This is a genomic window from Acidobacteriota bacterium (assembly GCA_030774055.1).
In the GTDB taxonomy this organism is placed as follows: domain Bacteria; phylum Acidobacteriota; class Terriglobia; order Terriglobales; family Acidobacteriaceae; genus JACPNR01.
Genome location: JALYLW010000144.1, coordinates 1 through 7835 on the forward strand (window position 1 = coordinate 1; position 7835 = coordinate 7835).

The window sequence follows — 7835 nt, forward strand, 5'->3', positions numbered from 1 at the left end:
CCCCCGCGACCGCGCCGAGCAAGGTGCGCAGCCCGGCAAGCCGGCCTGCGCACTCCGCGCAGCCGGCGAGATGTTCTTGCGCCCGCGCGCGCTCGCGCGCCGCGTCGTCGCCGTAGTAGTGCGCTACCAGTTGTTCTTCCGTCAGGTGCTGCATTGCGGTCATCTCCATACTCATGGTCAGCGTCCCGGGTTCATCAATGGCGTTCCATCAAGGGCTCGAGCGCGCGACGCATCTTCTGCACCGCGCGATAGATGCTGTTCTTCGTGGCATTCGCTTTCAGGTTGAGCGCTTTGCCGATCTCTTCGATCGACTGGTTCTCGAAGTGACGCAGCACGAACGCCGAGCGCTCGAGTGGCGTCAACTCTTCCATCGCCTGCGCCAGCTTCTGCTTCAGCTCCACGCTCAACACCAACCTCTCCGGACTCGGACCTGTTGCCGGCAGCGGCAGCTCTTCACCTTCTTCATCCTGCAGCGAAGTATGTTTGAGCGTCGGCTTGCGCTTCTCCAGCAGGTCGAAAGAGCAGTTGGTCGCGATGCGGTAGAGCCAGGTGCCGAAGTTGGCGCGCGATTCGAAGTCACCGATCTTGCGATAGGCACGCAGGAATGTCTCTTGCACCACTTCCTCTGCGTCTTGTTCGTTGCCCGTCATGCGAAAGCCCAGCTTGAAGATGGTGCGACTATGTCTTTCCACCAGCAGCCGGAACGCCTCGCGATCGCCCGCGCGTACCGCGGCCACCGTTCCATGGTCGCTCATCTCCATGCGCCCATTAGACCGCATCGCGCGCTGCCGGTTAGTAGGGATTCGCCAAGCGAGGATTCGCGCGCGAACGCCGCCTGCAACAAGTTGACGGTTGCGAGGGTACCCGCCGCCGCGGAGACGCCCTTGCGACTTTCATCCACCAGCGGCATCTAACTCTAGTGATACGATAAGCAGTTCGCGCACTGATATCCGCGGGAGGCAAGATGGCAAGCAATTCCACATTCGAAGTCACCGACCAGAATTTCGAGCAGGACGTGCTCAAGAGCGATAAGCCGGTCCTGGTAGATTTCTGGGCCGCATGGTGCGGTCCATGTAAGGCGCTCGCGCCCATTGTCGACGAGTTGGCGACCCAGTTCGAGGGCAAGGTCAAGGTCGGCAAGATGGACGTCGACCGCAATCCCTCCACCCCAATGCGCTACCAGGTGCGCGGCATCCCCACGCTCATCATCTATAAGGACGGACAGGTGAAGGAGCAGATCGTCGGCTACGTCGCCAAGGAGAAGATCGAGCAGGCGATGGAGAAGTACGTTTAAGAAGTCGCTGGTCGCTGGTCGCTAGCCTCTAGCAAAAAGCAAAGCCGAGCTAGCCTCGAGCAAAACACAAAAGCCGAGCATCGCGCTCGGCTTTTATTTTTCTTAACGCTTTCGCCTTTTTTCCCTAACCTAGCTCTTCTTCGCGGGACTTCCATGCTCGCGACTAGAGACTAGAGACTAGAGACTAGAGACTAGAGACTTCCTCTAGTACTTCCTGAGCACCCCGATCACCCGCCCCTGCACCGCCACCGACTGTGCCGGCAGCACGATGGGCGGCATGGTGGCATTCGAGGGTTGCAGCCGGATCTGCGCATCTTCCTTGTACATGCGCTTGAGCGTGGTCTCGGAACCTTCGACCAGCGCCACGACCATCTCGCCGCTGCGCGCCGTGTTGGTCTTCTCCACCAGCACGTAGTCGCCGCTCATGATGTGCTCGTCGATCATCGACTCGCCCGTCACCTCGAGCACGTAGACGTCTCGCGACCGCGTGATGTCCGCCAGCGAGATGGTCTCCGGATTCTCCAAAGTCTCTACCGGCCGTCCCGCGGCGATCCTGCCCATCAGCGGCAGGGACATGCCTGCCCCCACCGAAGCGGCCGCCGCGGCCGCGGCCAGCGACTTCTTCAGCGCTCCCTTGGGCGCCAGAATGTCGATCGAGCGGCTGCGGTTGTAGTCGCGTTTGAGCAGCCCTTTTTTCTCCAGGTTGGAAACATGTTTGTGGACGGTCGCGAGCGAACTCAGCTCCATGCCCTGCCCGATCTCTTCGAACGAGGGTGAGTAGCCGTTGCGCGCCACGAAGTCGGCAATGAAGTCGTAGACCTGCTTCTGTCGCTTGGTCAGTGCCATGCACAGAGTGTTGGCGAACACAAAGCGAATGTCAAGCGAAAAGATGGCGTTCCGCTTTGCAGCCGCTATTTCTGCCCGATGGCAGCGCGCGCCCGCATCCCTCGCGTCACGAAGTAAGCCACTGTGAGCGCCGCTAGTGCGGCCACTCCGCTCGTCAGGGTCATGCGCAGCGGCGTCACCCACATCGCGCAGACTGCGGCCCCCATCCCCACGAACGCGAGCGCCGAACTGACCGCGCCACCCGGCACGCGCAGCGCCAACGCGGCCACTTGCTCGCGCGACATCCGTCGCCGGAAGACAATGTGCGCGGCGAGCGCGACCATCCACGCGATGGCGCCGCAGAACAGCGCCACGCCCAGCATGTGCAGGAAGGCCGTCTCCGGATAGCGCGCCGTGATCCACGCCGCCCCCGCGATGCCCGCGCTCGAAGCGAGGAGCGAGCGCAGCGGTGAGCCGTGCCGCGTCAGTTTCCCCAGCCCCGCCGGAGCGTAGCCGGTGCGGGCCAGCGAGAAGCCCATGCGCGCGGCCACGTAGAGACTGGCATTGGCGCCGGAGAGCGCCGCTGTCAGCACCACAAAGTTCATCACGTCGCTGGCTCGCGTGAGCCCTGCTTGCCGGAACACCGTCACGAACGGACTCTCCGCCACCCCCGCCTGCTGCCACGGCATCACGCCCACCAGCACGGTTATCGCCCCAATGTAGATGGACGCCAGCATCGCGAACATGATCTTGGTGGCGCGCGCCACCTCCTGCGGCGACCTCGCTTCACCCGACGAGATGGCCACCATCTCCACTCCGCCGAAGGTGAAGATGGCGAATGCGGTCGCGATCAGCGGCGCGACCATGCCGTGCGGGAAGAATCCGCCGTCCGCGGTGTAATGCGGCGCCACGCGCCCGCTTCCGAGGAACGCGGCGCCGAGCGCCATGAATCCCACGATGGTGACGACCTTCAGCATCGCGAACCAGTACTCGAACCACGCATACGACCGCACCGGACGCAGGTTCACACCCACCAGCAACCCACCAAAGCCGAGCACGAGCACCCACGCCGGCACGCCCGGGAACCAGTAGCGCGCGTAGGTCGCCGCGGCGACCATCTCCGATCCGATCGACCCCACCATCGCCAGCCAGTAGCCGTAGCGCGAGACGAACCCTGCCCACGGGTTCAGGTAAAGCTCGCCGTAGACGCCGAACGAGCCCGCTGCCGGATGCACGCTCGCCATCTCGCCCATCGCCAGCGCCACCACGCCCATGATGAGCGCGGCCAGCACGTAGCTCACGATCACCGACGGCCCCGCCAGCTTGATCGCCGCCCCCGAGCCCAGCAACAGGCCGGTGCCGATGGAGCCGCCCACGGCGACCATCGCCATCTGCCCGGCGGAGAGCTCGCGCCGCAGCCCGGCTTCATTGCCGTCCTGGGTTTGTGGTTGGTTGATTGGCATTTCCGGTCTAGCGATCCCGACTCACGTCCCGAACCCGCCGCGGGTGAGGAAGCCCGATAGCGTCTACCAAGCCTGCGGGAGGGCCGCTCATCATAAACCCTGCCGGGCATAGGCTTCCTCGCTGCGCTCGGAATGGAAAATCCTCGATTCCGGGGTTTTCCCTGATTGCTGCGCCCCGCGTCTTCCGCATACAATACGCATGCCTCACCGTTCGCCCATCGAGTTTTGCTGCCTCTTCGCGATGGACCCAGTGACCCAGTGACCCAGTGTCGCCCGGGCCCGCCTCGCAGATGCAGCGGCGTTATGGTCGCGCAGGGCCCTCCCCATGGCAGACATCGCGAAGCGTCTCGAAAAAGCCGATAAGTATCTCCAGAAGGGCAAACAGAAAGACGCTCTCGAGGAATACCTCGCCATCCTCGACGACGATCCCAATCAAGACGCTGTTCGCCAGTCCGCTGCCGACCTCTGCATCGCGCTCGGCGATCCCGGCGAAGCCGCCAAGCACCTGAGCACGCTCTTCGACCGGCAAGCGCAGAGCGGCAATGCCGCCGGCGCGCTCAACACTTACAAGAAGCTCGTCCGCGCCGGACAGCCCACCGTCGATCAGGTCCTCAAGCATGCGCAGTTCGCGGAGAAGAAGGGTGACAAGAAGGAAGCCACCGAAGGTTTCCACGCCGCGGCCAAGGCGCTGCTCGCCGCCGGACGAAAGAAAGATGCCGCCACCGCCTACAAGTCGCTCGTCGTGCTCGAGCCCTCGCTCGACAACTGGAAGCAATTCGCCGATCTCTCCGCCGAGACGGGCGACGCGAAGGCGGCCGGCGAAGCTTACTTTCAAGCGGCGGAGCTGGAGAAGAAGGCTGGCGCCGATCCGCTGGCCACGCTCGCGCGCGGCTACGGGCTCGATGCCGCGAACACGCCGCTGGCCATCGCGTATGGCGCCGCGCTCACCGACAACCAGCAAGCCGCCGCTGCCATCGCGATCCTCGAGCCGCTGGCGACGATGGCGAACTCCGCTCCCGAAGCTCGCGAGCCGTATGCGCGCGCGCTCATCGGCGCGGATCGTCCACTCGAGGCGGAGCCCTTCGTCTGGGAGCTGTTCGAGAAAGATCCCGCGCGTTACATGGATAGCGTCGGCCTGATCGTCGGCGCGCTCATCTCCGCCGAGCATCATGGGAAAGCGCTCGCGCTCTCCCATAAGCTGGAAGAGCACGAGATCAAGCGCGGCCGCCGCCGCGAGTACGTGGAGTTCATCAAGGGAGTGACGGAAGCGCATCCTCCCGCGCCCGAGTTCCTCGAGTACCTGGTCGAGATCTTCAACGCTTCCAATCGCGAAGCCGACTACTGCAACACCCTGGTCAAGCTGTTCGAGCTTTACTACGCCATGGGAAACTTTCTCAAGGCGAGCGATTCGCTCGACCGCGCTGCCGAAGTGGATCCCTACGAGCCCGGACACAAGAAGCGCCTCGAGATGGTGCGCGGCAAGATCGATCTGAACCGCTTCAACACCATCGCCAACCGCTTTGCCGCGGCCGGTGGCGGGCCCGGCGATGACCAGCCGCAGCAGAAAATGCCGGAGAGCGAGCCCACCGTGCTCGAAGACTTCATCCTCCAGGCCGAGATCTACATCCAGTACGGCATGCGCTCCAAGGCCATCGAGCGTCTCGAGCGCGTCAACAAACTTTTTCCGCACGAGGAAGACAAGAACGAGAAGCTGCGCAACCTTTATATGAACGCGGGCATGGTGCCGAAATATGACGGCGCCCCCGCCACTCCTGCCCCGGCTTCAAGTCGCGGCCCGGCTCAGGCCGCCGCCGCGCCGCCGGCCCCCATGCCGCAGCCCATGCACGACGAGAGCGCGGTCGACAATATCTCGCGCGTCACCGAGATCACACGCAACATCTATCGCCAATCGAACGTGAAGGGCGTGCTCTTTGCCGCCGTCAACGACGTGGGCCGCCACTTTGGCGCCAGCCGCTGCATCGCCGGGCTCTGTGTTCCGGGCAAGCCACCCTCGGCGGCGCTCGAATACTGCGCGCCCGGCGTGAAGCAGTCGGACGTGATGGCCATCGTGAAGCTGCTCGGCATCCTGCAGCAGATCGCCATGGAGCAGGGCTTCGTCTCACTCCCCGACGCGCCCGCCGCACCCGAGCTGGGTCCGGTGCTGCCTTTCCTCAACCAGCTCGACATCCGCTCTATCCTCGCCGTGCCGCTGCTGGATGGCGACGAGCAAGCCGGCATGATCATCCTCGAGCAATGCGGCAAGACGCGCGAGTGGCGCGAGACCGACATCGTCGTGTTGCGCACCATCGCCGACCAGACCGCGCTCGCCTGCTCGAACGCCAAACTGCGCTCGCTGATGAAGACGCTGGCCGTCACCGACGAGAAGTCCGGGCTGCTCAAGCGCTCTTCCTACCTCGACGTGCTCATGTCCGAGACGCGCCGCGCGGTGGCGCAGAGCGCCACCTCCACGCTCATGCTGGTGCACTTCGGCAAATCGTCTTCGCTGGTGAAGGAGATCGGCGAGCAGGCGGTCGAGAACATGATGACGCAGCTCGGCCAGGCCATCTGCTCACACGTGCGGCAGAACGACGTCGCCATCCGCTACGAGCTCACCACCATCGCCGTGGTGCTCGCCGACACCAACGACAAGAACGCGTTCTTCGTGGTGGACAAGCTGCGCAAGGTGCTGGGCACGGTGAAAGTCCCCGGCACCGACAAGCCGCCGCCCATGACCGTCGGCATCGCCGAAGCCGTGATGCAAGGGAAGTTCGATCCCGTCGACGTCGTCACCGAAGTCATCAATCGCGCCGATGATGCGCTCGACGCCGCCAAAGCCGAAGGCCCCGGCACCGCAAAATCCATCGCCGCCGAACTCGAAGTCGCTGCCGTGGCCTAGTTTTGTGATTACCGTGCCGTAGGCACGTCTGAATCTAGCCCAGCGCTTCAGCGCTGGGTTACAGCGGAACCACATGTGCGAGTCCCGGAGGGACGACTGAAGTACGTCGCTAATACTCGCGACCGTCTTCATGGCGCTCGTACTGAAGAGGCGCTCGGCCGAATCTAGCCACTAGCCACTGACCACGAGCCACTTTCCGGAGGCTTCCCTTGCAAGAAACACCACAGCAATACACCGCGCGCATGCTGGCCCACACCGAAGGCCACACCGGCGGAAAGCACGCGCTGCGCTTGCAGCAGGCCACACCAAAAAAACTGGCAGCGCTTGTCAAAGGCAAGAAGAAGCAGCAGCTCACTCGGCGTCCCGCGCCCGGCAAGTGGTCGGTGGCGGAGATACTTGCTCACCTCGCCGACGCCGAGATCGCCATCTCGTGGCGCCTGCGCCAGACCCTCAGCACCGACGGCGTGCCCCTCCAGGCCTTCGATCAGGATTCCTGGGCGGCCACCTTCGACTATGCGCATCGCGATCCCAAGCTGTCGCTGGCGCATTTTCGCGCGCTCCGCGAAGCCAACGTCGCCCTGCTGAAAGCCGCGCCCCGCAAGGCGTGGGAGAACCATGGGATGCATGCGGAGCGCGGAAAAGAGACCGTCGCGCACCTCGTGCGCATGACCGCCGGACACGACCAAAATCACCTCCACCAGATCGAGGGAATCCTGCGCGGCAAGCGCTGATCTCGGCCAGCCTCTGATCCTTGATCGTGTGGAGGCGGGTCCGGCGGGATTGGGATACCCCCTCCCCCCGGGGTGTTTTGAGCATTTCCGTTTCCATTCATCACGTTACGGATTGGGTTACCCAATGGTGGATTGGGTTACCCAATGGCTTGGACGGGCTCAAGTTTTCAAAGAGCAAAACGTCTTTTCTTGAAAGGCGGGCGAGGTGTAGGCACAGCGTTTTTAGGCACACCCTGCCATATCCCAGTATGACAGAAGGGGAGGGGCAAACCGGAAACCTAAGTCATAACTATATCGTGATTCGATTGAATGAGTTAGCTGGAAAACGGGAAAAAGAGGGGCTTGACAAGATTTTCGCTCCCACCCTTTGCTGCGCGATGAAGCTGCTCCGCAAAGGATGGGGCACCCGCACCCGAGCGATAATCATCCTACATGGGTGCCCCACACAAGCCGGGTTTGCTGGTGTGGGAGCTGCTCGATTCGTGGGATGAAATCTCTGACGCGCTTCGCTTCACTGCGCGCGGGCCGTCGGCAGAGTGGAAGCGCGCTGCGCGCGCGTTATTTCGGAGAATAAGGTAACGTCGAGATTCTTCCTCCCACACAAGCGGACGCTTGTATGGGCCACC

Annotated in this window: 6 protein-coding genes; 3 read left to right on the forward strand and 3 right to left on the reverse strand. The window is 63.3% G+C overall.

Annotated elements, in window-relative coordinates:
- Positions 1–194: 194 nt before the first annotated feature.
- Positions 195–755 carry a sigma-70 family RNA polymerase sigma factor gene (locus M3P27_12165; GenBank protein ID MDP9269063.1) on the reverse strand — a complete coding sequence of 187 codons (561 nt, stop codon included), beginning with the start codon at positions 753–755 and terminating at the stop codon, positions 195–197.
- A 209-nt stretch (positions 756–964) separates the two neighbouring features.
- Here M3P27_12165 and trxA point away from each other — a divergent pair, with 209 nt between their 5' ends.
- Positions 965–1294 carry a thioredoxin gene (trxA, locus tag M3P27_12170; GenBank protein MDP9269064.1) on the forward strand — a complete coding sequence of 110 codons (330 nt, stop codon included), beginning with the start codon at positions 965–967 and terminating at the stop codon, positions 1292–1294.
- Between the two features lie 204 nt (positions 1295–1498).
- On the opposite strand, the gene lexA is transcribed toward trxA, so the two are convergent.
- Both lexA and M3P27_12180 read right to left on the reverse strand, forming a co-directional pair.
- Positions 1499–2140, reverse strand: coding sequence for a transcriptional repressor LexA (gene lexA / locus M3P27_12175; GenBank protein ID MDP9269065.1), 642 nt, complete (start codon positions 2138–2140; stop codon positions 1499–1501).
- Positions 2141–2205: 65 nt separating this feature from the next.
- Positions 2206–3582 (reverse strand): amino acid permease, encoded by a 1377-nt coding sequence (locus M3P27_12180; GenBank protein MDP9269066.1) that lies wholly within the window; start codon positions 3580–3582, stop codon positions 2206–2208.
- Between the two features lie 325 nt (positions 3583–3907).
- On the opposite strand from M3P27_12180, the gene M3P27_12185 reads away from it, so the two are divergent.
- Together M3P27_12185 and M3P27_12190 are read left to right on the forward strand one after the other, a co-directional pair.
- Positions 3908–6478 (forward strand): diguanylate cyclase, encoded by a 2571-nt coding sequence (locus M3P27_12185; protein ID MDP9269067.1) that lies wholly within the window; start codon positions 3908–3910, stop codon positions 6476–6478.
- A 209-nt stretch (positions 6479–6687) separates the two neighbouring features.
- Positions 6688–7209: a DinB family protein gene (locus tag M3P27_12190; protein ID MDP9269068.1), complete on the forward strand. Its 522-nt coding sequence runs from the start codon at positions 6688–6690 to the stop codon at positions 7207–7209.
- Positions 7210–7835 lie beyond the last annotated feature (626 nt).